Source organism: Nostoc sp. 'Peltigera membranacea cyanobiont' 232, from assembly GCF_002245985.1.
Lineage (GTDB): Bacteria > Cyanobacteriota > Cyanobacteriia > Cyanobacteriales > Nostocaceae > Nostoc.
The window spans coordinates 26,811-50,680 of record NZ_NOLK01000005.1; the positions used below are offsets into that span (position 1 = coordinate 26,811).

Consider the following 23,870-nt stretch of genomic DNA (forward strand, 5'->3'; position numbering starts at 1 on the left):
TCAAGTTTTGCATAAGCCTTGCTTCACTTCAAGACCATGAGGAATAATAGCGTTAATTATCATCTAGCCATCACTTTTATCAATTAAGACTGCTACAGATGGCAGGCATTGTGCCAGTGCGACATTTATTCTTCCTCTTCTTCCTCATCCATAATATCTAATTCACTTATGTAATTAATATATTCTTCATGATATTCTCGCTGTTCTAAAAGCCTGTCTACTCCATCAATATTAATTTTATTTAAAACCTCTCTTGCCGCTTTCATAGCTTGTTTCTTCATTATCAGTTTATTTTTATTTGATGAAAATTCTAATAATCCTTCTGCCACTAAAGCATTGATTATCTCAAAACCAAACCCATTCCAACAGTTAACGCCAGTAAAATTTTCTTTAGACTTTTCACGACTATTGCTAAGGTACTCATTATGTTGATCTCCACTTGAAAGGTATATAATCATTAAATATAAAGGTTTCATAACTGCGTAATGCTCCATAAAAATCCTTAAACTTTCTTGTTGCACTTCAAATTCATCTGCAAGATTACAAGCTCTACTATAGGCTTCTTCTTGGCTCTTACAAAACCAAGTAGTCTTTAATAAATCTGGTTCTTTAGTACACTCTCCTATAAAATTTTTGCCAAAAATATCTGATTATGGAAGTTCAAAAACAGTAATTTTCCAATCTTTTCTGTTTTTACTAAAGATTTCTTTTTTATTTGTCAGCAATCTTTCTTTTTCCGCTTGCTCTTTCGCTTTCTTTTCTAACAATTGTAGTTCGCGTTCTGCTTGTTCTCTAGCCTGTTTGCTTTCATAAGCATCATTAGGAATATTTAGCTTCTTATTAACCTCTTCCCAGAATTCACTATCTTTCGCATATATACCTTTTTTAGTCAAGCTATCAATAAATTCTTGACCACAGACTTGAATAGCATTTTTTTTCAATGCTGGTAAGTTAGTAAATGCTTCAAAATTATTTTTATCCATTTTTGCTTTTTAGAAAAAATTAAAGTTTATATTATTTCTTTTCTGTTTATAAATTTATATTCATTAAGTTTCCCCTGATCTTTTCAAAGATACACATTATCATTTAAAAAATTATTTGTGTAAAAAATCTTAAAAAAAGTATTAGAAACGTAAAACATATTTATCTTGACAGATTAGACACATTTAAGATATTAAAAATACAGAGTCCATTTGCTGAGACTGTAAAGTTCAGGCAAATGAAGCAGTCGTGAGACTGAAAATTACCAAGGAAATAATTATGCCTTCACAAGGTACTGGCGCTAACGTTGAACCGCGTTCGCTTAAGTCTTCTATTGACCTCGCTACAGTCATAGAGTTACTTGCTCAAGCTATTTCTCCTAGCAGTAATCAGGCAAATACTAACCAGCTAAACCCTAAAGGGATGCAGCTGTTTGAATTTGATGAGAAGCAAAATAAACGCCTGAGAATAAGTACTTCAGCCGTTATGTATCGGCTATTTGCACAACCTAAATTTAGAGAGGCTTTTAACCCTGCTCCAGGCAGTGGATTTATTCAAAATTTATCGATGCCATCATACGGCAACAGGTCGCGCGTTGGCGGCTGTTTGAGTGATGGTAATGCTACAAAGTTACCTGGTGCAATAGACAGATTAATGGCTGCTATTGATCAAGCACTGAATACTGCTGTGCCTTCCGAAAGCTTATTATCGACATTGCTGTTAGATGAAGCTGAACAGCAACTCAAACATCTTGCTAAAAAAGCAGGTACATCTTTCCAAAATATAGCCAATACTGCCAACCTCGTACATCTAGCATTTCAATCTGGAGATACTAAAGATAACAAGTCTGTGGCGACGGTTATTTGTGCGCGTGAACGAGTTGAAAATACTGATTATTTTGAGCAAATGTGCAGTGCTGCCACAGAATATTTAGAAAACGAACTTGGCAACGATGAAGATGATGTTAATTCATCGATCGCAACTTTGAAAGAAGAAAAAAATCGATATGATAGCCAAATCCAGCGTTTTTTAAATTTTATAGACGACGAAGCATTGTCACGAGTCCGATTGACAATTAGCTTTCGGATTATGGAAGCGATCGCAGAAAATGCCCGTTCAAGCAACGACCCAGATTACCAACTTTTAGTAGAGTATGTCAATCGAATACTCACTCTAGTTGAATCTGCTAAGGAAGAAGGCTATACGGTTGATTTAACGGCTCATTTCGGTAGTGCAGCAGAGTTCGATTTGGCAGATGAACTTAGCAAAGCGACCTTTTATTATTGTCTAGCTGTTTGGCCTGAGTGGAAAACTCAAATTTTCGAGCAAAAGACTAAAAATCAAGTAGAGCGTGAAGTAAGTTATCGTTTTCGAGTCAATGGGCAAAATCCAGAATTAGGCAAACCTGCTTTTGAAGTACGACTCGATCAAATTAGAGAATATTTACTGAGTAATGATGAATCGTCCTTACAAAAACCTTGGGAAATTTGTCGTCGTTTAGCTCAACTGATCTTTTTGGCAGTCGTCGTTCCCAAAAAGGACGAGGAACCGCTAACTAAAGAATCACTAACAGATGTGGTGAATCAACTCCTAGCAAATTTTAAATCGCAGGGTACAGAAGCTATTCGCCAGACTTTAGAAGAATTACAGGAACGCTCTGAGTCAATGAAGTCAATTGCTAAGGCTCTGAAAGAAGTACTGCGCGACAGGAACCAAAAAGTCATATCTCAAGTTCAGGATCGCTCCTCACAACAATTCATCTGTGTAAAAAGCAGCATCATTAATTGGGATCGGCTAGAAGGGGCAACATTAGGTGTGAGAAAGTTGCTTGTAGAGCCACAAGAAAATTCCAGCGAAAAGGTTGAATGGTTCAAACATATTGAAATTTGTGAGCAACCAGCAACATCAGGACTTCTTTTCTCAGTTAAAGTTACTGCCGAGCTTTCGGAGTATGACTTAAAAACTAAAGATACACTTAGCCAATTGTGGGCAAAGCGTTTATTACCACAGAAACTCCTCCAAGTTTGTTGGGTTCCTCGTTCTTGGGAGAAGAAAGACGATCAATGGACTTATGAACTTTCGACAAATGCTTCTAAGGCTGCTGGATGGGTATTACCAGCAGCAGTCATAGTGGAATACGATGTTAAAACGGTGAAGCGGCAACCAGATACAAAAGGCTCTGAGGAAAAAAAGCAGTATCATGCCGCCGCCGTTACTGCCTTTGCTGTGCTAGTTTACTGCTGTTTGTGGCGTATCATTAGACGATTGCAACAACGCGATCAGGAGAAATCGGTTGATTTTACAACCTTAATGCTGCGGTTGCAAGAAAAGGGGAAAGAACTAGATGATAACAATGATGAGAAGGAGAAGAGCGGCGATGCTTATATTTATGCAGCTGCCCAAACCTTAGAAGCCATACTAGCTGAAGATACCCCAATCCGAATGCAGGGACTAATTCTGGAAAATCTGGCGAAACAAACTGATACGACAAAATTTATTAAATCCGGCACTTTTAAGGCGCTGTTAAGTGCGTTTCCAATTTGCATCAGTAGCCCAGGTTCCGATTCAGTCCGCAAGATTGGTTTAATTTCATACGCCAGCCGTCCCTGTAATGAGGGAAATTTTCCCAATGATAGTGAAAAGGCTTATCTTTTTCTCACTCAAAGTTATATTGCTACAGCTGTTAATGAACCGTTTCAAGGTTATGAACTCAAAAGAGAACGGATGCAGTCTGATGTGCTTGATTCTCCAGAACAACTGAAAACGCAACGCCTAGTTCAAGAAGAAATTCGTCACCTTAAAGCCCAAGGATGTCAGCACATTATTTTATTAGCTCATGCCTATGGCGATCGCCGCATTAATCGAGCCGCAAATTACAATTCTTCTTTAAGAGATACAGAATTTTTAGAAGAAGTCTCTCAAACGTTTCCTGATATCAACATTTACCCAATGGTAAGGGATGTATTTCCGGCTACACGCTTGCGCGATCGCGGATACAATGAAGCAGCATTTGAAATTTTGCAAGCTGGAGATCATTCAAATTTTCAGCGCTCCGTTAGAGCAGACGATTTTCGTGATTTCATTCCGGTTTATACTTTTGCCACACTTTATGCTATTCAAGCAGAAGAGCGCATACAATCTGGTTTCTGCATTTATTTTCTAGTATCGGATGCAAAAGTTAGCGATATCAACTGGACTGAACGCGCTCGTCTGCATTTGATAAATCCAGAACAAAAGTCTCCTATTCATGACTGCTTACTAGCTGTACTACGGGGCTTGCATTTTATTGAAGCTGAACGAGGTGTGCAAAAAGGTCAACTGATCCCAGTACTAGATCCATTTAGTTGGATATCGCCTAATACAGTTGAAGAGGCTGGTGAAGTCAAAGTTCTTCATACACGCCGCAAAGGACAGGTATTACTTAATTATCGCGCTGTACTTACCCACGTTTCTCAAGTTCTGCACAGAAAGTAATGGAATCATCCCTTCTACAACAAGCCTCTATTTGGGGGCAGGTATTTGAAATTGCTGTTAAACGCGGTGTTTTACAACAGTTGATTCACAGAAACTTACTGTTGAACGATCATCCTGTTCTCCAGCCTTGGCAATCTCACAAAAATGCAGATGTCTCCCAGCAATTGGTGAAAGCATTCAAAATAACAGATCCCAATAACAAAGAATGGGTGGAAACAATGCTGCGTCATCTGCTGGTACTCGGCTATGGTTTAGGTTGGACAGCAATGCGTGAGTGTCTCAAGCACAGTCAAATTAGACAACCTAAACTAGAAGCAATTTGGTGTCCGTTGACACTGCCAGAACAGCAAATGCAACGGGATGAAGAAAAAGAAGAGACAGCAAAAGCATTTCAAGAAGCTTTCAAACTACCAGGAAAACCAGACGAGAACTTAGTCAACCGAGGACAACCAGCCAGAGCCGATTTTATTTTATGGCTGTCCAACGAATCTAGTCCACCCAAAGATGGCAAAACTGACCTCTTCCAATCAAAAGATCCAAAACACAAAAAAATTGAGAATTTAATTATCTGCCTGGAATTTTCGTATAACGCACCCCTCAAATTTGCAGATTTTCAAAAAGAAGCCCCTCATAGAGAAGAAATGAGTCGCTATGCCCGTTACATTGAATCACGAGGGGTCTTCTCTAGAGTTTGTGCAGAGGTTGAAGGTGAAGAGTTTTTACTTTCTAAAAGGTTAGAAAATTTTCTTTCAGCATTTAGTGGTCAAGATAAACCATTATTTAAGCTCTGTCAGGCATCATCTTATACCGATCGCCTGATTCATCTGTTACGCGTGCATAAGCGATTAGAAGGAAGTTGTCACGCTAGAGCGATCGCTGTCACATCCAATGGTATTGAAAGTCTTACGGCTCAATTCTTCGGTGTGGAACCTGAACCAGATACTAGAGCCAAGTTAATGCAATCATTGGGAAAAGCATATCGTAATACTAAACATTCAAATGATGATGTGCCACTCGATCTAGATGCAGAAATTCATTTGGTGTTCACAAAGCTAGTGCGATCGCTACCCTCTGCTTTTAAAGAACAAGCACAACATCTAGCTGAAAAGCCAACTTTAGGTCAATACTCTCACTTTCTCTTTCAGGAGAATGTGACGGATTTTTACAACCCAATGGGTGAAATTAGCAAGGCTGAGGCGATCGCATCTATTGAAGACAACGACGCATTACTTGAGTTCTTTGGAGGCAACCCTGTTACCCCAATTGCCGATTGTATCAATGAAATCAATCCCGATAAGGCAACAATTCCTCTGCGACAAGTACACCAGGCAGCAGTATTTGCTGGTATAACTTCTGCTCAAGTTGGTAAAATTAACGTCCTAGCTTTGGAAGGAAATCCAGGTATTGGTAAAACTACTGCTGTGATGAAATTTCTCAAGCAGCAGGATCGAGGTTTCTTATTTTTGTATCTCAGTCCGCGAGTTGTCATTAATCGAGATGTTACCGACAAACTTGCTAGAGAAAACGAGCAACCCACTGGGATATTAACCATCACCAGCAATAAAAATTTGATTGATGCAGCTCCCGAATGGTATAAAAAACAGGTTGAGCAAAACAATTTTCCACCTCAGAGTATCGATAGTGCTGTTCTTGTTGATGGTATTGAAAATCTCACACGTCCTCTTGGCAGTATCTTCTTCCTAACCCCAAAACAAGAACATGATATTACTTGCAACGAAGCAGGCTCGAATAAGATTAAACGTCGTCTCAACGAAAGAGATTACAGCATAGAATCTCTTTACAGTCCTGGTGTATTGGGTACGATAGCAAAGTCAGCCCGCAAATTGCTAGAAGCCAACCCGCAGGTTAATCAACTAGTGATGACTGCTGCTATTCAAGGTTATCGGACGCTCAACAATCAATCAACCACAGTTAATGCCTTCAACAACTTATTTCTAAAAAAAGCCGATACTCAAGCTGGAAAAAAGGAACGTTCAGCATTTGCAGCGCGGATTCCCACTATAGTTGTCATGGTAGATGAACTGGCTGGTGATGGTGCAGGAGCGCCCTTTGTCCGTAAGGTAGCAGAATGGTTGGAACAGCAATTTATTAAACCTTTTGATACAAATCCATCTCCGTTTAAAATTGTGCTGATTCTTGCTGATGCCTCACTCAGCAATGAAGTTGTGTTGGATAGATTTTTGAACTCAGGCGATCGCGCTCCTGATAAAGTTCTAATAAGTCAAAGTCGAGGTGAAGCGCCGTTTCGGGTGACAGGCACTGATACAAAAATTGGCCTCAGAAAACACCCAACGCTACACGTCATGACAAATAGCTATCCCGCCAGTAAACTCAGTATTGACTACAGTATTAGACTATCGCCCATTAAACCAGGTCAAAACAGTGACGGCACAGAGCAGACGATTAGACAAGCAATTCGAGAAAAATCAGAAGAGGAATCGCTAACAAATGCCTACTTAGAAATCAAGGGTGGGTTACAACAGGGAGCAGAGCAGTTAATTTTCTTTGCTCAGGATAAAGCTTTTCTGCGTCAGTTGCAGGAAAAATTGACCACTGGTAAAGAAGCTCTGGTAAACAGAGAACAGGTGGAGGTTTTGGATCAAAGTGTATCACCCGATCGGCGATTGAAATTAGTCAAGCCGCCACGACGCGATGAAGTTCGAGTTTTCCTTATGACTTCTTCAGGCGCAAGAGGTGTTTCTTTCCCGAAAACAGATTGCATTATAGCTGCAATTCCCAGATTTAATATTGAAGCCGCTTTAATGGAAGTCGCGCAATTAATTTACCGCGGTCGAGGAATGTATGCAGATCCAGAAACCGGAATGGAAGTTTCTGGAGATGGCAAAGATAGACGGTTAGTTATGCTAATCAATGATTTCATCATTGAAAGAGAGGATATTGACCCCAAAAGACTATGGTTGCGTCAGTCCAGCGATTTATTGACTTTGCTGGTAATGTTGCGCTCTACAATTCACACCCGCATCAAAGGTGATGCCGGACTTAATAAAAACCGAATTGCATTTGTCCCAGTTGGCTCTGTTGGCGATGAAGAATTGCTGCGTTTAATGTCTGATGATGTCTTAGATTTCTTGCGTGAAGCCAAAATTTTTATCAGCGATAGTCATCCTCAAGAAGCAAAAAAAATTGTGAAAAGAGCGGAGCTGTTAACTGGAAACATCTTTAAACATTTTGACTTGAGAGGTCAATCATTAGAGAGAAATGCTAAGTCCTATGCAAATTATCAAACTTTACAAGCTTTAGTCAAAACTGTCTCTAGGATTTCGAGCCGATTATTACCATCTTTAGATAATGACGAGCTAAAGATACCGGATAATCTAACTTGTATCGGCCCTTTCTGGATAGAAGACTGGAGCGATCGCCAAACTGAAGAAATATTTAGCTTTGAAGCATGGAAAGCTGATGTTAAACAAAATAGCAGTCGTCTTTTAGGATCGCTAAAAGAAATTGCCGAAAGCCAGAAGTTCAAATTTCCCTCAAAACTCAAACGTCCTGCCAACGAACTGTATAAACTATTGAGTCGGGAACAAGAAGGATTTGTGATTGAATCTTCCACACGTCAAGCATTAAAAACTAAAAACATAGTTATTGGCTTACCTCTAGATTATCCCCATTTCTGGAATGAACAATCAGAAGATGACACCCGCCAACAGGTATTACAAGATCCCCAAGCTTGGAGAAGTGCGCTAGGACGTTCTCTAACTCCTCAAGGCTTGATCGTACCCGTAGTACCTCACTATCGCACATTTCCTTGGGTAGCTGTGGCAGGTAGACGGATTTTTGCACAATTAGAAACAGTTTTTAGCGATCGCTACTTTATGGCATCCAGTGAATTAAATCTTCTCAATACCATCTTGCTTGAAGATGAAGCAGATAAAAATAGTTATTTAAACAAAAAAACAGGCTAAAAAATAATTAATGCGGCACTTCAGTTCGGTGTTGCTTGCAATCCAAACTTACAGGAATTTCTATCACCACTGGAGATTACCAAGCTTTACCATTCATGCTCTTAAAAGTGGGAGGAGACAAGGGCGATTCAAGAGTTTGAACGGAAGTTTCTTTTGTGAGTGTTTAGCAACTTGTAAACGTTACTGCAAATAATAGCGCCTACCTAAATATAGGTAAGCGCTATTGTTTTATTTCAATTCAGGGATAAAATATAGTCAAATGAGTTCCCTGATTTTTACTATTAATTAATTCAAATTTAATTTCTTACAAAGCACTGCGGCTAGTTAACACATTCCACAAGAAAACAGCGACAATTGCGCCAAGAACCGCTACTGCAATACCAGGAATGCTCAAAGTGGGGGCGGCTAATGTCAAGGTTCCTGTACTGAAAAATACACCCAAACTACCACCAATAAAAGCACCGATAATTCCTAATAAGATTGTTGCTAAGATTCCGCCGCCTTGATGACCGGGGTAGATAGCCTTTGCAATAGCACCAGCAATTAGACCTAAAACAATCCAAGCAAGAATATTCATTGTTTTAATTTGAGTAACGTTTTGTACTAACAAATACACAATAGCAATCCAAACATTGATATTCAATCTACCAGCAGAATCAATTATTAATAGTCTTGAGGATGAATGCTGTTACTTCTCGTGATGAACTCCCCTAATTCCAATGCGCCCCCAGTCGATAGACGAAGCACAAGAAGCTCAGTCCAAGCCAGAAGCTAGCACAGAAAGATAAGCTATCGGAATCATATCCGATCGCACCCTGGCTTTCCTCTTTGAATTCAAGTTCGGCATCACTTAAAAAACTCCCTTCATTCATTCAAGCAAGAAATTTTACTAAAAAAACACAAATTGCGCGTATTTACTGATGGAAGCTCAGATTTCGCATGGTTAGATTGCTATCAAAAACCCCTTGAACATCAAACAGCCAGAGTCCTGGGAGATATTCATAACTTGCGACTTGCTTTAGGGTTAACGCAAGAACAATTTATAGCAACTGTTCTGGCGTTGCATATTCGACAATCAACCGTTGTGAAAATGGACGAAAATTTATGCTTTCTCGGAGAAAACTTTTAAAAAATGCAGGATACACAACCCTTTCTGCTTTATTGAGTATGGGGGTTTTACAAAAGGAGAATCAAAAAGAAGGGCATAGCACTAATGTTGCTATGGCAAGTTATATAAGTACAAATGTAAATTCTCCCCTTCGGCAATTAGCTGCTACCAAAGGAAAACTTTATGGCGCAGCAATTGATAGTGTCGCTTTACAAAAAGACGCAGGTTATGCTGCCCTACTCGCTCGTGAATGTTCGATTGCGACACCGAATGGTGAATTAAAATGGAACGCCACTGAACCATCGCCAGGAGTATTTACCTTTAAGTCAGCAGATGTAATTGCTGATTTCTGCCAAAAATATAATATAGAATTGCACGGTCATACTCTTCTTTGGAATCAGGCATTACCTAGCTGGGTTTCTTTTCCCCCTACAATGCAACAACTCCAAGAACATGTTACTGGGGTCATGGGACATTATAAGAATAGCCCCGTTTTAAAGTCTTGGGATATTGCTAATGAAATTATCGCTGCTAATCCAAATCAAACCAATGATGCTATCTATGGTTTACTTCCAGGATTAACACCGGAATATATTCTGGAATTGTTTAAATTTGCAGCTTCAGTTGATAGTACTAAGCTATTTTACCTAAACGATAGTAGCATGGAAGGCGCTTCATGGAGAGCAGACCGATGGTTAGCATTGCTCGAATACTTAAAGAATAATGGAGCTAAAATCGACGGCGCAGGTCTGGAATCGCATCTATGGTTTTCTACTGCATACCCTTTTGATGCTAAAGGATTTAGTTCTGTCTTAAAAAGACTTAACGATCTGCAAGTGAAACCAGTAATTACGGAATTAGATATTATCATTGATTTCCCATTACCCAACACTATCCAAGAGTTAGACCGGATGGTAGCTGACAGTTACACGCGATATCTCGATTTATGCTTTGCGGCTAATGTTGATACTGTGATTACATGGGGGATTACCGATCGTTATAGCTGGATACGCGATCTCAATTACATGCCAGCAAAATTTAAAGCCGATCGAAGTCGCCAGCAATTTTTGCGTCCGCTTCCCTACGATCGCAACTTACAACCTAAACTTGCCCGCAATGCTATTGCCCAAGCTTTTCAGCAAGCAACTTAGAAACTTCTCAAAATATTGTATTTATGCCAGAGAAAGTTTATCATAATTCTGCAATAATAATGTGGAAATGTTGCAACTCAATCAGGCTAGACTTGCAATAGCTTGTAGTCAGCTATCGCCCTGATATTGGCAATCCTCTATGTAAGGAAAAACCTATAGGGAAAACATATTAACTAAGAGCATATATGTGTATTTTAGTCAATAGTTTTCATCTCTCTTTCGTCCTTTATCTGAGAACGCCGACAACCTAAAATTTTGTTTCAAACTGCTAAAGTCCGATTGGGAAATCGGGGTTTTATGTCATGATGGCATACTAGAATATATATGCCTTTCTAACTACAGGGAATCTCACATGGCTCTCCGTCTAGGTGACACAGTACCCAACTTTACGCAAGCCTCAACACACGGCGACATCGATTTTTATCAATGGGCAGGTGACAGCTGGGTTGTGCTGTTCTCTCACCCTGCTGATTTTACACCTGTTTGCACAACAGAACTCGGCACAGTTGCCAAGCTAAAACCAGAATTTGACAAGCGTAATGTCAAAGCGATCGCACTCAGCGTTGATGACGTAGAATCTCATAAAGGCTGGGTGGGAGACATTGAAGAAACTCAAAACACCACTCTTAATTACCCAATTTTGGCGGATGCAGATCGCAAGGTTGCTGACCTTTACGACATGATCCACCCCAATGCTAATGCGGCTGTGACAGTGCGCTCGGTCTTCGTGATTGACCCCAATAAGAAACTCCGTCTCTCTTTTACCTATCCTCCCAGCACGGGACGCAACTTTGACGAACTTTTACGGGTGATTGATTCTCTGCAATTGACTGATAATTACAGCGTGGCGACACCAGCTGACTGGAAAGATGGAGAGGATGTTGTAATTGTCCCCTCACTCAAAGATCCAGAAGTACTCAAAGAAAAATTCCCCAAAGGCTACCAGGAAGTCAAACCATATCTGCGGTTAACTCCTCAGCCTAACAAGTAATATCATGTTCGCTTGATTACTTATTAAACCCGAAGAACCCCACCCCGCCAAAGCTACGCTTTGTCTCCCCTCCCCGCTCTTCGGGAGGGGACTAAGGGGAGCCAGTGCGGTCTTCTCCCAAAGGGAGAGGCTAGCGCCTTCGCGGAGCGTCTCGTAGAGAAGGGGTCTCTCCAAGTGGATCATCTGGCGTGTGGGGTGTAATGACTGTGGGAATTATAACTAATTATGCGAACTTGATATGAAACCCTGATTCTTTCGTCAACCTCCAAAAGTTTTCGATCTACTGAAATTACGGATTACTTGTTGTACCAGGCTTTTCGCCATTGCTGCATTTCTTTAATCTCTACCTCTTGCGCTTTAACAATTTCTTGGGCTAATTTCTTGATTTCAGGACGCTTAGACTTACTTAAAGCATCTTGTCCCATTTTTACAGCCCCTTCATGGTGAGGAATCATCGCATTTATAAAGCGCAAATCAAACTCAGAATCAGCTGCACCTAAATCCTGACTCATCATCATGCCTTTCATTTGATCGGACGACATCTCCATCATGTGACCCATTTGGCTGTTGTAAGCCATTGGTTTATCTCCCGCCTTGGGATACCAACCTTGTCGCCACTGCTTCATCTGAGTGATTTCTTGGTTTTGCGATTTGATAATATTGTCTGCGAGTTTTTTGATTTCAGGACGTTTTGATTTCACCTGTGCTTCTTTAGCCATTTCCACAGCCCCTTGATGGTGCGGTATCATAGCGTCGATAAATCGTAAATCAAAATTAGTATCGGCTGGGCCTAAATCCATTCCCATGCTGTGATTCATCATCTGCTTGTCATTAGCAGTGGTGGCGGTTGCTTCTGGCCCTTGGCTTTGGTTCTGGGAAGCAGTGCTAGTACAGCCTGTGATTAACCCACCTACTGAAGCGATCGCACTAAAGGTTAACGCTAAAAAGCCATTCTTCAAAAATAGCAGTTGCATCAGTCTCACCTAATAAGTTTCCTATTTCTATATTTACTTATTAGTTTGGCAGCCAGAAATGAAATTAGGAGCAATCCCCAGCGAATTAAACCACCCGTATGAAGTCTATATTATATTCGTTAAGTCTTTTTACAAAATTGGGATGTTCACAATTTTTTCGCCATTACCATTGTGAAAAAGGGTGTTTTACTAAATTGCTGTTAAAATATCTGGAGTCATCGGAAACTTCTTGTCCAATCCAGTTTGGTAGTTCAATTTGTTGATTTTCATCATTGAGTTCAACTTCTGCTAATATTAATCCTTTGTTAACACCGTCAAACTCATCTATTTCCCAAATCAAACCACCAAACTCGATTTTATATCTGACTTTTTCTATAAAGGGACGTTCACATAATGTCTCAAGTATTTCTTGAGCATCTTTCACAGGAATAGGATACTCAAACTCTAATCTCGAATATTTGATACTGGGGCCCTTAATGGTCAAATAACTTTTTTCACCTACTATACGTATACATACAGTTGTTTTGTCTTGTGTGGCAATGTATCCTTGACGATATACACTACCCTCGGCTAATCCTCTCCAACTATCTCCTCTAACTAAATATTTCCGCTCTATTTCTTTCGCCATTTTTACAATACCTTCGCTAAAAAAAGACTATGAATAAAGAGGGCTGATGTAGTAGAGTTGTTGTCTTTGAAACACCAACTCCAAAGCTACAAGCAACTCATATTCGACATCCTATCATTATTACAAGTTTACAAAAACTTACCTTAATTCTAAGAGGTTGTTAAAGAAAGTATCAATACTTTGATCGTCGGTAGTACTTTGTTCAATATTTTTAGCTCGAATGCAAGCTACCTTAAAGCAATAGCCTACTAATTTCAGAATAATTGCCGCTAAAATCAAAATACCAATGCTCTGAACACTACCAAGGGCACTCAGTAGCTAGTAGAGCGATCGCACTAACATTTTTCCATTAGGTGAAGGAGACTAAAGAATGAGAAAATCGCAGATAAATTTGTATTTTCTCTCGCAGCATAAAACTATTTTGAAAGCTACATAGTGCTTTTTTTAAATACGTATTTTACGCTATACAATCTCTCGTCATAAGGGATTTCCAAGTAAAAAAATATTCCGTCGCAGAGGGACAAGGGGGACAAGGAAGACAAGGGAGACAAGGGAGACAAGGGAGACAAGGAAGAAAGAAGTCTAGTTGAGTAGACAAATTGAATAATTTATTTTTTGGAGTTCCCTAATATCAGCAGCAGCAGGAGAAGACAAGGACAGTTAAGACAGTTAAGACAGTTAAGATAACTAAGTAGGTCGGCGAAAATATTTGTTGTTAGGATAAAGAGGAAGCAGGAATTAGGATACAAGAAGGAATAGGGTTTTAGCCTAATTCATTTTTTTAGATAGTTTTGTTTATTTAAATCACATTTTATATAGCGATCGCACCAAAAACCCTGACAACAGATGAACTCCATAACATTCATGCCTACTGGCAGGGTGCAAACTACCTTTCCTGTTAGCTTACGTAGTTTTCCTGGACGCGAAGGATGTTACGATATCCTTCACCAGCTGAATCTGACTTATGAAATTAGTTTGCTCCCAAAGCGATCTCAGTACAAACCTCTCACTCGTCAGTCGTGCAGTACCTTCACGACCAACTCATCCAGTACTTGCCAATGTGCTGTTACAAGCGGATGCTGAAACTAACCAAGTCAGCTTAACAGCCTTCGATCTCAGCTTGGGAATCCGCACCAGCTTTAACGCAGAGGTATGGCAAGGAGGTGCGATCGCACTTCCTGCTAAGTTACTTGTAGATATCACCTCTCGTCTTCCAGAAGGCGAAATCACTTTAGACGATGAATCAGCCCTTACAGGTGCAACATCCAGTGGAGAAGGTTTAATAGTCACACTCACACCCAAGAGTGGACATTACCAAGTCCGAGCAATGGGGCCTGAAGAATTTCCCGAACTACCTGTAATTGAAAATACCGAAGTAATCCATCTCACCACCGCCGCATTAATTGAGGGATTACGGGGTTCATTGTTTGCGACGAGTGGTGATGAAACTAAGCAAGTACTCACAGGAGTCCATTTAACAGTTAAACAAGATACCCTAGAATTTGCAGCTACCGACGGACATCGCCTAGCAGTGGTAGAAACTAACAACGAACGTCCTCTAGGTGGAACTAGTCAATTAGAGGTGACAGTACCAGCGAGAGCATTACGCGAACTCCAACGAATGCTAGCTCATAGCGCCTCATCAGATGAACCTGTAGCTTTATATTTCGATCGAGGTCAAGTTGTCTTTGCGTGGCAAAACCAACGCTTGACTAGTCGCACATTAGAAGGGCAATATCCTGCTTATCGACAATTGATCCCGCGTCAATTTGAGCGAGAAGTGACAATTGAACGGCGACAATTCGTCAGCACTTTGGAACGGATTGCCGTGCTAGCAGATCAGAAAAATAATATTGTCAAGGTCAGTATTGATAGCGAAGCTCAAGAAATTACCTTGTCTTGTGAAGCTCAAGATGTGGGTAGTGGTAGAGAGTCAATGCCGGCACAAATTTCTGGAGAAAACATTGAGATTGCCTTTAACATTAAATATTTGATGGAAGGCTTAAAAGAGTTACCATCTTCTGAAATTCAAATGCATCTAAATCAAAGCCTGACTCCAGTTATTTTTACACCATTGGGTGGTTTAAAAATGACTTATTTAGCTATGCCGGTGCAGCTGAGAAGTTAAAATAATAGTATAAACTCAAAAAATTCTTTGCCTTATGGTTAAGAGACCATTTATAAAGTAAATCTTCAGCAGAGTGTGTTATGTCATGTCCGGTTAATTAGTTATGATTCCCACGTCTGTGCAAAAATCAGAAAACCCTCTTTCCCCCTGCACCCTGCCCCCAGTAAGAACTGCGGTCTTCACGATCAGTCCTTAAGCGGACATGATATTACGACTTGAGCCTAACGCACTGCTCATAACACGGTGCGTTAGGTGCGAGAGTCATATTTATCGTGACAAATCGGATCGAAATATGCGCCTAACACACCCTAAAATAACTTTCTTTTTACTTTATAAACACCCTCTAAGATTTGATCGTACCTAACGGGACTTAAAAAGGAGGAAATTAGCTATCAGGGGCGAGGTCTATCCTCGCCCATCCAGTCTCTATCTATGATGTTCAATATCGTAAACGGCACGCTTAGTCGCTTTGAGTGCAGCATCGATATGCTGAAGAGAACGATGTTGTAAACCACGTGCAACTCGATCGTCTTCCTCACGCCTCACATCGGAATGCACTTTGTTCAATATCTCTTCTACCTTGTGTAACCGTCCAGGATGATTATTGGGGACATCGATATTTGGATGATTGTGGATGTCTTTGCCATCATCAATAGATGCCTTCTTAATGTCGTTAATAGTGTAATCTATCTGCTGAATAGCAACATCTTCTTGGCCACTAACGGCAGCATCGCCTGAGCGATGTTCCAGCAGCCAACGTGCAGTACGTAAATCAGTGAGCGCGTGCAGGTAATAAGGATGCTTTCCTGGCAAGTCTGCATACGCAGATCCTGAAGTCATTGAGATACTGTTACCTAGAACTACTGCTACAAGTCCTGTGAAGGTACTAATCGAACGAATTTTATGCTTGATCATATTTGTGAATAAGAAAATCAATGAAGTCTACATTATTTAGACTTCTTGGTTTTACAAAAGGTTTAATTATATTTACGTCAATGCTGTGTAGTTAATATGTCAATCTTCTGCCTTGTGCCCTCTGCCATTTTTTGTAACAGATTGGAAAGCAACACTCTCAGCAAGGTTTTATGGGTGAGGGATTTAACCCATCGTGAATTGACCAACAGCCTCATTCCATTCGCTTGGGCTTAAGTTGACACCCATTGCGAATCATTTTGCATTACCCTGCCTTAAGCTAGACTATGCAAGTTGGTTTTTGATTTCTACGATTTGGTGATTTGTTTAACCGGAATTTCAATCCAAAATTCTGTACCTAACCCTGGCTGAGAATCACATTTAAACACACCACCGTGTTTATCTACGACAATTTGATAACTAATTGATAGCCCTAAGCCAGTGCCTTTACCCACTGGTTTAGTAGTAAAAAATGGGTCACAAATTCTTGCCTTTAGGGTTTCTGGTATTCCTGGGCCATTGTCCGCAATGCGAATAACTACGCTTTTAACATTCCTTTCCATCTCTGCGATCGCAGTCTGGATGGTAATTTGACTGCTATGAGGTTTTGATCTAGACACTCTATAATCTTCTAGAGCATCGATCGCATTGCTCAAAACATTCATAAAGACCTGATTCAGTGGCCCGGCATAGCACTCTACTAAAGGAAGGTTGCTGTATTCTTTAACTAATTTAATCGCCGGACTTTCCGGTTTTGCTTTCAAGCGATGCTGCAAAATTAGCAAGGTGCTATCAATGCCCTCATGAATATCAACTGGCTTCATTTCTGCCTGATCGAGGCGGGAGAAATTCCGTAAACCCAAGACTATCTGCCGGATGCGATCGATGCCAATTTTCATGGAAGATAAGGTTTTGGGCAAATCCTCAATGAGAAATTCTAAGTCTATCTCAAATGCGCGATCGCGAATCTCAGGGTTGGGGTTAGGACAATTTTGCAAATAGAGGTCTAATATACCGAGTAAATCTTCGGCGTAATCATTAACATGATTGATGTTGCCATAAATAAAGTTCACCGGGTTATTAATTTCATGAGCAACACCAGCTACCAATTGACCTAATGAGGACATTTTCTCAGTTTGGATCAGTTGGGTTTGAGTTTGCTTTAAATCATTCAGAGCTAAAGCCAGCTTTTCTGTCTGCTCTTTGGTCTGATTATGCAATTGAGCTTGTTGGAGCGCAACCCCAAGCTGATTGGCAATTTGAGTGATAAATTTAATTTCCGAAGCTTCCCAATGACGGGCGGCAGAGTTCTGATAAGCTGCTAGCAAGCCCCATAGCTGTTGTCCGATAAATATAGGTGCGATCGCATAAGCCCTTGCTTGAATTTGCTCTAGAACTGCAACGTGACATTGAGAATGTCCAACTTCATAGATGTCATCAACTGCAAAGGTTTCATTGTGACGATATCGCCCACCTTGGGTTTCCTGCAAATAGCTATCTTGCCAAACTGTATTAGTATTAGAATTTACTAACTTTATCCAATCATCACCCACAAACTCGGCGATATATTCACCACTCCAATCAGCCTCGAAGCGGTAGACTGCAACTCGATCCGCTTGTAATGATTTACAGATTTCTTGGGTGGTTGTCTGAAAAATCGCATCTAGATCGAGAGATTCCCTAACTTTTGCCACAACTTCAAACAATACCCGTTGTTGTTCTGCTGCCTGTTGCAAATTTAACGTCTGTTGTCGTGTCTGAGTCAGTAATTCAGCTTGCTGGAGTGCTACCCCCATTTGAGCCGCAATCTGACTGAGAAAGTTAACTTCAGAGGTTTTCCATTGCCGGGGGCCAGTGTGTTGATAAGTTGCTAGTAAACCCCAAAGTTTTTGCCCAACAAAAATCGGCGCAAGCACAAAAGCGTGAATTTGAAACTGCTCTAGATTGTCGATATGACACTGAGCAAATCGCATTTTGTAGATGTCATCGACTGCAAATGTTTCATTGTTGCGATAACGTCCTCCCTGTGTATCTTGTAAGTAGGTGTCATTCCAAATTGTATTAATACCTAATTCGGACTCATTCGACCAATATGGACTAGCAGCCTCGAAATCCCCGACAAATTCACCACCCCAATTAGAATCGAAACGATAAACCGAAACGCGATCGGCTTTGATTAATTGACAAACTTCTTTAGTAGTGGTTTGAAAAATAGTATCTGTATCCAGAGATTCTCGAATCTCGGCAATAACTTTAAACACAGCCTGTTCTTGTTCAGATGTCCGTTGTAACTCAACTATGCGTCTTTTAACTTGTTTTTCTAAATTTTCATTGAAGACTTGTACTTGTTGGTATAGTTCATACTGCTGAACTGCTGAAGCAAAGTGTTTACCCAAGTTTCTAGCCAGTTCAATTTCTTCAGCCGTCCATTTTTGAGCTTGTGCTTTTTTAGATTCGCGCCAAACCTCAAAGGATTGTCGGGGGTACAGTTGCCTTTGATCGCTGTCATACTGCCCCGCCCATAGAGTTTCTGTCTCTATTTCGTTGCGGAAAATACTTAAATAGCCCAGTAACTGCTGACGATATTGGAGTGGGATCATCAACATGCTGCGAATTTTAGTTGGTTGAAAAGCAACTTGCAAAGTTCGCAAGCCAGGAGTGTTATATATATCTAAAATCGGCCAAACATCGTATTTACCGGACTTGTAGTGTTCTTGCCAGACACTATACTGCTCTATGAGTGGATATATAGTTTGTTCTGGCATCACAGGTTGCTGTCCACAGATATAAAGCTTGATACAAGTATTTCCTGGTATTAAGCATTCTGTTAAGTTAGTCACGTTGCCATTGTGGAAATCAAAAGCTTCATTTCTAATGCAAAGCCTGCCACCAACGCCATTAAAGGCAGCAACAGCCGCTTCTAGGGCTGGTTGTAATACAATCGTCGGTAGTGAATGCAGCAGCGTAGCAATGCGATTTACGATCCTTTCTTGTTCGGCTGTTTTGCGGACTTGAGTGAGCAGGGAACTTTGAGCGATCGCTACTGAGAGCTGATCTACTACCATTTGTACTGCTTCTAGTTCATATTCTGAAATCAAACGCGCTTGGGAATTATGAGACACCAGCAGCCCCCAAAGTTGATCTTGATAAAGAATAGGGGCTACTACAGAGGACTTTACCCCCATTGCTTTCAAATATTCAATATGGCAGGAGTCTACAGAACGGTAACGAATCTCCTCTGATATAGTTTCTCCATTATCCAAGTCACGCAAGTGAATTTGACCAATTTCTTGAGTATCAACATTTACAACAGAACGCACCCGTGATTTAACAAATAGTTCGCGGGCGTTGAGTGGAATGTCATCAGCCGGGAAATTCAGCCCCAGTAATGACGGCAAACTATTATTATAGATAGACTCAGCAATGACCTGACCATTGCCATCGGCATGAAATTTGTAAATCATCACTCGGTCAGTTTTTAGGAGCGATCGCACCTCTGCCGTTGTCACTGTGATAATTTCTTCAAACTCTAAGCTTCGTCGGATACGGTTTGTAATCCGGCGGAGTAAACTTTCTTCATGACGATACAAGGATAAATCTTGTTCAGGTTTGGAGGTCATTGCTTATAACAAAATCAATTAATAATTTGTAAAATTGACATAATTAAATCTAATTCCATTTTGAGATTTATTTAAGTAATTTGTCTTCAGTAAAACTACGGTCAAACCATTAAGAAAAATATTTATTTACCTTTTATAAAAATTTATCAAAACATCACAAAAACAGACGCTAAAAAAATGCGTCTGTACTAGCTACAATAAAAGATTATTGCTTTTGAATTTTGAGTTTTTGTCAAACATTGCCGAAGCAAAAAACTTAAACTCTTATATTGTCAGTAAAGCGAATTTTCAGATAGTCATCTTCCATCTTTGCCCCTCCTGGTTGTAGTGCTGCTAAGGCTTGTGGTAAAACTAAGTTGCGACGGTGATTGCCAATAGTGATGTTTAATTCATCTCCATTCTTACTGAGTTGAACTTGGTTTTTAGGAATACCAGGTAAATAAATTTCTAAGCTGTATTGGTTTTCCTCTTGCACGACTCTCATGGTCGTTTCTTTATAATAAACCTGAGTTGGATCTTCATCTTTATAAAGAGTTTCCTTCAGGCGTTCTAATGCAGCCAATCCGCACATTTCCTCAGAAAAAAGTGGAACTTCTTTCACAGGTAGAGGGTGGAAATTATCATGAATTTCCTGGCGATATTGCTCCTGACTTTCTTTCCAACGTTGGAAAAATGGGTCTTGGACAACGCTGGGAATAATTCGATTAGCCACAACTAAATCTGTTGCAACATTATACAAACTCAGATAAGCATGGGCACGCAGAGACTCCTTAATTACCATCTTTTCGGGATTTGTTACCAGACGCACTGAGGTTTGAGTATTGTCTGTTAATACTTTTTCCAGAGCTTCAATTTGTTCATAAAACTCATAAGGTGCATCCATCACCTCTTTATCTGGTAGCGAGAAACCAGCAATTGGTCTAAAAAAAGGTTCAACCAGAGGGCGAAGTGCTACCGAGATGTTTTGAAATGGTTTGTAAAAACGGCGCATATACCAGCCGCCGACTTCAGGTAAACTCAGCAAGCGCAGTGCAGTACCAGTGGGGGCTGAGTCGATAATTAAAACATCAAACTCACCCTCATCGTAATGGCGTTTCATCCTTACCAAGCCAAAAATCTCATCCATGCCTGGTAAAATAGCCAATTCTTCTGCCTGTACCCCATCTAAACCCCTTGCCTGTAAAACTTGGGTAATGTAACGTTTTACAGCACCCCAGTTTCCCTCCAGTTCTTGCAGCGCATCCAATTCTGCACCCCAAAGATTTGGGCGAATTTTTTGGGGTGCGTGTCCCAGTTCCATGTCAAAACTGTCTGCTAGGGAATGAGCGGGATCTGTACTTAAAACCAATGTCTGATAGCCTAGTTCCGCGCAACGGAGTCCAGTTGCAGCAGCAACAGAAGTTTTGCCCACGCCGCCTTTACCAGTCATCAAAATTACACGCATAGATGCTTCTATCCTGCCTGAGAATTTTTTACATTTATTTACATTATCGACTGTTTAAGGAAAATAAATGTTGTGCCCAGGTATGAACAGTGTCTAACTCAAAAAAAAATCGGCAGGCGGCAATGCAAGAAAATCATATCGGAAGCCAAGGGATGTTTTCGTAGCCGTGGAATGAGTTAAGTCCGCGATCGCCACAAAGCTAACGCCACATCGGAGAAGTCATTTTATCAAGGAAGGCAGGAGGCAGAGGGCAGGAGGCAGGAGGAAAACTGCCCTCTACTCTTGAACTGCCGCGATCGCTAGTTCATAAAAATTCTGCCCTTTTCTCTCTGTCACCTATAGTTAGAGAAATTAATAACCAATTAGTCGAAAATAAAATTAGCTACAGGTTCAAATCTAAAGTAGATCAAAAAAAGGTTCCTCAAATCATACAGATCCAAAATTAAGTTTGATGAGACAAGGGGAAAAATCCCCTTGTTCGGGAGCAACCTCAGATGTAATCGTTATCAGCATGGGCTAAAGCCCCGCTAACCCTAACAGCACTTTGCCACACATCCCATTTCCATTTCTTCACTTTTTATTCCAAAGACTTAAAAATGCTTGAGAAATAGCTGGGGTAATCTGACTTTGTAGGTGATTTAGTGCATCACGATGGTTTTGATTGTTGTCATCATAATAAGTGAACACATTCGTCAGCTTGACAATCTCAGGATTTTGATCGTTTGTCCCTCTCCATTTGTTAGTAACTTTGTGTAAAACGTCTTTGGGTAGGTTTTGTTGTAAGTTATTTAACGCTGCGATGTAAGAAGGATTTTGAGGATTCTTTTTGAATTGGAAGCACAAATCTATCAGTTTGAGTTGTGATTGTGGCTGCGGCTGGGGCTTATCTGTTAGGCTAGGTTGCTGTAGAATTTGACGCTGTTCAATAGTGGCAATGCCATTTTCAGTTAAACCCTGAGATTTCTGAAATTTCTTGACTGCTGTATAAGTAGCTGGCCCATAAAAAGGCAAGTCTTGAGGAATTTCGGCATTGGTTGCAAAACCGTGAAACTTCAATCTATTCTGAAGCCCTTTGACTGTATCTTCCATTACAGTTCGAGTCTCGGCATCAGCGTTACCATTTACCACAAGTTTTTGTGAGTACTGTTTCTGAAACTTTTTAATCGCTTCTTCAGTAGGATCGTCTGTCAATGAGTTATTATTGCGCTTCCAGGGAGCGAATTTAGTCAGATCCGGCTTCGGATCAATCTCAGGGGCTAAATATCCCAACCCAATCAATATATGACGGATGACTTCAGGGCTACTAATAGCCATACTTTTTGGTTCCTTTGCTACTAAACTACCATTTAATGTATCTTGTTTTACAAAAATTAAGTAAGTAGAAATAAACAAATCTAACATATCTTATTTGCAAGGCGTTCCAAAAGTTAAGCGATGTGTGACAACAAGTTGCTTTACTAGGAGACATTCGGCGTAGGCAACTACACATACAGTAAAAAGAATAAGCGATCGCGATCGCTTATTCTCAACTATTGATGATACTACGTAGCAGGGGCGCACATCTATCTGTGTACCCCTACTGCTCTAACCACTATGAACTTATCAAAATTAATCTGGTAGAGTAGCTAACTGACTCTCTGGCGTTGACAACATATAAAAACTCATCTTCACTCTTAGGTAAAAAAACAGAATATATAAATCACTAATTAATTCAAAATAAAATTAGCTGCGATGTCAAATATTGCTAGCGTTCATCACAAAGACATTGCTCAATTACTACCAGAGAAAAAAGCAAACTCTCGTTTAATATCCCAGCGCTTACCGTCGTTCAGCAGCAAGGTTAATTTGTCAGCAGTAAACTCAAAATGCAACTGACGCTTTTCAAACTCTGGCCAAGCAGCTTGAAAGTCTTGCTTTTTTAAATCCCGAAATGCAACCGTTATATGGGGCGTAAAAGGGCGGGTTTTAGAAACTTCGTCAACAATTCCCAAGTTGCTTTCTATATAAGCCATTAAATCAGTTTGCAAAGTCAAAAGTTCTTGACTTTTGACTACATTAATGTATATAACACGAGGTGAAAAGGCATCAAACCCTCTGAGTGTAATTGCTACTGGCTGTTGTCCACTAGCAAACTCCTCCAAAGATGCTTCTAGCAGTGGCAAGCTAGCATTTTCCCATTCAAAGGGCGGTTGCAAGGTAATATGAGGCGGAGACTTTAACGCCCCACTACTAGCATAGCGATCGGCAAAGTACTGCTTAATCTCGTTGGCGTAGTCTTGAATGTCTTGCGGTGGTAAAAGGGCGACAAAAAAACGACCCATATATACTTTAACTATCTATAACTATTAATTATTTTTATTCTGACTCATAACTTCTGAAGCGCGATCGCTAACGACGAGAAAATATTACAACTATATTACACTATAAAAATTTGAGAGGTCGCAAGCAGATGCCTTGGCTTGTCAAAAAAAGGAGCAAACCACACAAAACTAAGCTTTTCGCTAACTATAGC

General features: G+C 40.3%; 15 protein-coding genes. 5 read left to right on the forward strand and 10 right to left on the reverse strand.

Going from position 1 to position 23,870, the window contains the following annotated elements; translation table 11 throughout:
* Positions 1 to 125: 125 nt before the first annotated feature.
* Together CDG79_RS02915 and CDG79_RS02920 are read right to left on the reverse strand one after the other, a co-directional pair.
* Complete coding sequence (locus CDG79_RS02915; protein ID WP_094340487.1) at positions 126 to 521, reverse strand: hypothetical protein; 396 nt, start codon at positions 519 to 521, stop codon at positions 126 to 128.
* Positions 522 to 650: 129 nt separating this feature from the next.
* The gene (locus tag CDG79_RS02920) at positions 651 to 983 is read right to left on the reverse strand and encodes a hypothetical protein (RefSeq protein WP_094340489.1); all 333 of its coding nucleotides are present in this window, start codon (positions 981 to 983) and stop codon (positions 651 to 653) included.
* A gap of 277 nt (positions 984 to 1,260) precedes the next feature.
* On the opposite strand from CDG79_RS02920, the gene CDG79_RS02925 reads away from it, so the two are divergent.
* A complete protein-coding gene (locus CDG79_RS02925; RefSeq protein WP_094340491.1) occupies positions 1,261 to 4,455 on the forward strand; it encodes a hypothetical protein in 3,195 nt (1,064 codons plus the stop codon).
* Complete coding sequence (locus tag CDG79_RS02930; protein WP_094340494.1) at positions 4,455 to 8,402, forward strand: helicase-related protein; 3,948 nt, start codon at positions 4,455 to 4,457, stop codon at positions 8,400 to 8,402. Before CDG79_RS02925 ends, CDG79_RS02930 begins: the two co-directional genes overlap by 1 nt.
* Positions 8,403 to 8,706: 304 nt before the next feature.
* Here the strand turns inward: CDG79_RS02930 and CDG79_RS02935 are convergent, their stop codons facing one another.
* A complete protein-coding gene (locus CDG79_RS02935) occupies positions 8,707 to 8,979 on the reverse strand; it encodes a GlsB/YeaQ/YmgE family stress response membrane protein (protein WP_094340656.1) in 273 nt (90 codons plus the stop codon).
* A gap of 527 nt (positions 8,980 to 9,506) precedes the next feature.
* On the opposite strand from CDG79_RS02935, the gene CDG79_RS02945 reads away from it, so the two are divergent.
* Both CDG79_RS02945 and CDG79_RS02950 read left to right on the forward strand, forming a co-directional pair.
* Entirely contained in the window at positions 9,507 to 10,661 is a 1,155-nt protein-coding gene (locus CDG79_RS02945) for an endo-1,4-beta-xylanase (RefSeq protein ID WP_094340500.1), read from the forward strand.
* Positions 10,662 to 11,013: 352 nt separating this feature from the next.
* Complete coding sequence (locus CDG79_RS02950) at positions 11,014 to 11,652, forward strand: peroxiredoxin (protein ID WP_094340502.1); 639 nt, start codon at positions 11,014 to 11,016, stop codon at positions 11,650 to 11,652.
* A 296-nt stretch (positions 11,653 to 11,948) separates the two neighbouring features.
* Here CDG79_RS02950 and CDG79_RS02955 read toward each other — a convergent pair whose 3' ends face one another.
* Positions 11,949 to 12,626, reverse strand: a complete 678-nt coding sequence (locus CDG79_RS02955) for a DUF305 domain-containing protein (protein WP_094340504.1) — start codon at positions 12,624 to 12,626, stop codon at positions 11,949 to 11,951.
* A 163-nt stretch (positions 12,627 to 12,789) separates the two neighbouring features.
* Positions 12,790 to 13,254: a CYTH domain-containing protein gene (locus CDG79_RS02960; protein WP_094340507.1), complete on the reverse strand. Its 465-nt coding sequence runs from the start codon at positions 13,252 to 13,254 to the stop codon at positions 12,790 to 12,792.
* A 964-nt stretch (positions 13,255 to 14,218) separates the two neighbouring features.
* Here CDG79_RS02960 and dnaN point away from each other — a divergent pair.
* Positions 14,219 to 15,382, forward strand: a complete 1,164-nt coding sequence (gene dnaN / locus CDG79_RS02965; RefSeq protein ID WP_094327737.1) for a DNA polymerase III subunit beta — start codon at positions 14,219 to 14,221, stop codon at positions 15,380 to 15,382.
* 426 nt (positions 15,383 to 15,808) lie between these two features.
* Here dnaN and CDG79_RS02970 read toward each other — a convergent pair whose 3' ends face one another.
* The 5 genes from CDG79_RS02970 to CDG79_RS02990 form a co-directional block, all read right to left on the reverse strand.
* Positions 15,809 to 16,222, reverse strand: a complete 414-nt coding sequence (locus CDG79_RS02970; protein WP_189524858.1) for a hypothetical protein — start codon at positions 16,220 to 16,222, stop codon at positions 15,809 to 15,811.
* 380 nt (positions 16,223 to 16,602) lie between these two features.
* On the reverse strand, positions 16,603 to 19,914 hold the full coding sequence (locus CDG79_RS02975) for a GAF domain-containing protein (protein ID WP_094340513.1): 3,312 nt from the start codon (positions 19,912 to 19,914) through the stop codon (positions 16,603 to 16,605).
* Positions 19,915 to 20,170: 256 nt separating this feature from the next.
* Complete coding sequence (locus tag CDG79_RS02980; protein WP_094340516.1) at positions 20,171 to 21,358, reverse strand: TRC40/GET3/ArsA family transport-energizing ATPase; 1,188 nt, start codon at positions 21,356 to 21,358, stop codon at positions 20,171 to 20,173.
* Between the two features lie 570 nt (positions 21,359 to 21,928).
* Positions 21,929 to 22,759, reverse strand: a complete 831-nt coding sequence (locus CDG79_RS02985; RefSeq protein WP_094340518.1) for a peptidoglycan-binding domain-containing protein — start codon at positions 22,757 to 22,759, stop codon at positions 21,929 to 21,931.
* 368 nt (positions 22,760 to 23,127) lie between these two features.
* Positions 23,128 to 23,679: a 2'-5' RNA ligase family protein gene (locus CDG79_RS02990; RefSeq protein ID WP_094340521.1), complete on the reverse strand. Its 552-nt coding sequence runs from the start codon at positions 23,677 to 23,679 to the stop codon at positions 23,128 to 23,130.
* Positions 23,680 to 23,870: the final 191 nt, after the last annotated feature.

Coding starts and splice junctions, on each gene's coding strand:
- CDG79_RS02930 (WP_094340494.1), top strand. CDS start 4,455: ATGGAATCATCCCTTCTACAACAAGCCTCTATTTGGGGGCAGGTATTT.
- dnaN (WP_094327737.1), top strand. CDS start 14,219: ATGAAATTAGTTTGCTCCCAAAGCGATCTCAGTACAAACCTCTCACTC.
- CDG79_RS02920 (WP_094340489.1), bottom strand. CDS start 983: ATGGATAAAAATAATTTTGAAGCATTTACTAACTTACCAGCATTGAAA.
- CDG79_RS02960 (WP_094340507.1), bottom strand. CDS start 13,254: ATGGCGAAAGAAATAGAGCGGAAATATTTAGTTAGAGGAGATAGTTGG.
- CDG79_RS02985 (WP_094340518.1), bottom strand. CDS start 22,759: ATGTTAGATTTGTTTATTTCTACTTACTTAATTTTTGTAAAACAAGAT.
- CDG79_RS02925 (WP_094340491.1), top strand. CDS start 1,261: ATGCCTTCACAAGGTACTGGCGCTAACGTTGAACCGCGTTCGCTTAAG.
- CDG79_RS02955 (WP_094340504.1), bottom strand. CDS start 12,626: ATGCAACTGCTATTTTTGAAGAATGGCTTTTTAGCGTTAACCTTTAGT.
- CDG79_RS02945 (WP_094340500.1), top strand. CDS start 9,507: ATGCTTTCTCGGAGAAAACTTTTAAAAAATGCAGGATACACAACCCTT.
- CDG79_RS02935 (WP_094340656.1), bottom strand. CDS start 8,979: ATGAATATTCTTGCTTGGATTGTTTTAGGTCTAATTGCTGGTGCTATT.
- CDG79_RS02970 (WP_189524858.1), bottom strand. CDS start 16,222: ATGACTTCAGGATCTGCGTATGCAGACTTGCCAGGAAAGCATCCTTAT.
- CDG79_RS02975 (WP_094340513.1), bottom strand. CDS start 19,914: ATGACCTCCAAACCTGAACAAGATTTATCCTTGTATCGTCATGAAGAA.
- CDG79_RS02990 (WP_094340521.1), bottom strand. CDS start 23,679: ATGGGTCGTTTTTTTGTCGCCCTTTTACCACCGCAAGACATTCAAGAC.
- CDG79_RS02950 (WP_094340502.1), top strand. CDS start 11,014: ATGGCTCTCCGTCTAGGTGACACAGTACCCAACTTTACGCAAGCCTCA.
- CDG79_RS02980 (WP_094340516.1), bottom strand. CDS start 21,358: ATGCGTGTAATTTTGATGACTGGTAAAGGCGGCGTGGGCAAAACTTCT.